The 2,643-nt window shown below is 42.4% G+C and carries 1 protein-coding gene; it reads right to left on the bottom strand.

The window, feature by feature from the left end; translation table 11 throughout:
* Positions 1 to 142: 142 nt before the first annotated feature.
* Positions 143 to 1,936, bottom strand: coding sequence for a group II intron reverse transcriptase/maturase (gene ltrA, locus AC1D7X_RS25640; RefSeq protein ID WP_495476421.1), 1,794 nt, complete (start codon positions 1,934 to 1,936; stop codon positions 143 to 145).
* Between the last annotated feature and the right edge of the window lie 707 nt (positions 1,937 to 2,643).

Raw genomic sequence — 2,643 nt, forward strand, 5'->3', positions numbered from 1 at the left:
GGTAGCAATAGGTAAGCCTTTGATGCGATCTCCAGCTTTTCCCCTGCTCCACACGGAGCGTGCTAGTTTCCCAGCACTCCGCGTTCCCTCTAACAGAATGTACTAGATCATAAGTTCCTCGTTACTCATAGATTTGGGAAAATCAGACTGGTTCAAGTCCATATTTATCACGGTACTGATTGATCCTGATTTTCATCAAGTCTGTGATACCTAGTCTATTTATAAGTACTTCAATCGTCTCTTTGTGAGTATGGTGGATGAGTTGAAATACCTCTTTATGGAGAATGCGCATGTTATTGAATTTATCGCTTCCCCCGAGATATAATGGCATATAGTGGTGGCAGTAAACGTCAGGTGCGAAAAGGTACATTCCTGTAATTTCGCATTTCCCCATCTTCATGCTGTACCGACTTATCCGATTATCCATATATTCCACACTCTGATTCGGGATATTGGATTCCATCAAAGAAAGAATTTCTTGACGTAGATCCGGACGAAGCTTTTTGTGTATTTGTTCTCTGCCTGCCGTTGTATAGAGTGAAAGATCTTGACTGAAACCCATGGTGTTCTTTGTTTTCACGTTGGCAAGCGGATATAAATATACATTAGCCACTTTGAACGTTCTGTAACCCAAGCTGTAAAATTTGCTGTATGTTGGCGGTGGGTTAGTTGGATGTTCGTATTTCCCGATTTGTTTAAGACAATTATACATGAAGGCTCGCAGGTCATAAGCAAGACGTGAGAACTCAACACTGACATGTGTTGCCCGACTGAAGTAGTTGTGGATTCCCAAAACAAAACTATTAAAGAGTGATGCATTTAGGGCAATTGGAGAAACTCTTAACTTCTGAATGCGTTTTTTGGCTTCCATCTTGATCTTCTGCTTTTTACTGGCTTTAATGCCTGTATGCGCTACTCTAATCTTACCCTTTTTATTCGCTCGGATTGTGAATCCTAGAAATTCAGATTCTCGCTTTCTCAGATTTACAATTTGCGATTTATCCGGTGAAACTTCTAGTTTCAGACGGTGTTTTAAATAGGACACTACCGCGTGATACCACTTGTAGGCGGTCTTGTAGTCTCGACAGATGATTTTGAAGTCATCGGCGTAACGCACCATATATCCTTCTTTGAGGGAAGTGCGTTTTTTTGTATACAATTCACCACTTCTTGTCTTATGAGGTTGTGACAGAGGGAAGAATTCCCATTGATCAGCAACCCAATGATCTAAGTCGTTGAGGACGACGTTTGAAAGTAATGTCGACAACAAACCCCCTTGAGGTACTCCCTTTGAAGGTATACCTTCTCCATCGATTTCGGCTTTCAGCATTTTGGAGATGCAGGCTAACACTTTTCTATCCTGAATCCCCATATTCCATAGCTGCTTCAATAGCAATGTGTGATTTACATTGTCGAAGAATCCTAAAATGTCTATATCTACCACATAATGCATTTGTGCTCGATTCACAAGAAATTGAACTCTTCCCATCGCATGGTGTGTAGACCGTAACGGTCTGAAACCATAACTATGTTTGTAGAAATAAGCTTCTGCTATGGGTTCAAGCACTTGCTTAAAGCACTGCTGAATGATTCGATCCAGTATACAAGGAATTCCAAGCGGTCGCCATTTGCCGTTGTCTTTTTCTATGAATTTCCGTCTGACTTTCTTAGGGCGATACCACTTTAGTTTGTTTTGGATTTCTCTTACTAGTTCATCTTCGGACACCTTTTCAATGTCTGTGATGGTTTTCCCATCTGTTCCTGGCGTCTTTGATCCTTTATTGGATTTCATTGTTCGATAAGCAAGCCGAATATTTTCTCTGGATGTGATTAGATCGTAAAGGTGTGAAAAGGATTCACGCTTGCAGGCTCTCTCGTATAAGTCCGTAAAAGATTCCGTCATGCCGTAGTACTCCCAATTTCGCAAAGCTTGCACTGTGGCATCCCTCCTTTTTGAGGGGATGTTCCCACGTTCTTACCCGACCGGTGCCATTCACGTTTGGAAAATGATTGTTCTTTTCTGTTAGACTTGGGGCTGTTCTTCCACTCCCATTACAGGAGATTCATCAGTCGTGCCCCTACCCTCACAAGACTAAATGCATTTCGGTATATCCTTATTGCAACCGTCTCGGGTAACAGCCCTTGTTGCGACGTGCCTTGCTTTCCAAGTCCCTTACAACCTAGCTTTTCGCTCTGGACTTAGGTGCTTCCTCTAGGCCTGTGAGCTGGATGCCACCTTAGTTCGGCATAGCGTATTTCAGAGGGACAATTTTTACTTTACGCCACTCACCCCATCGTATGATGGTACATACGTTTCCGTATGTTCTAACTTTAGACCCGTACATTCGGAAGTTCGTCAGTTCTTTTATATTAGAACATTCTCACCATATCCAGTTTTTCAGCCGCGCGGCATATCCATTGACATACCTTTTCTGTTAAGGTGGCTCCAGCCTTTGTTTTGCCGAATCTACCTGTACTTCACACCTCATGACCTGTTAGTCATGACGCATGCAGGAGTATTGACGGGATGGTTTCAGGATACATGGTTCCGTCATTCCCATCCTCGGTTGTAAAGTTAGATTTCATTTCATGAAATCTCTGTTTTTTCGCGCTGTAAAGCGCTTATACAGAACTTGTCATACT

It is taken from the genome of Paenibacillus sp. Y568, from assembly GCF_059445545.1.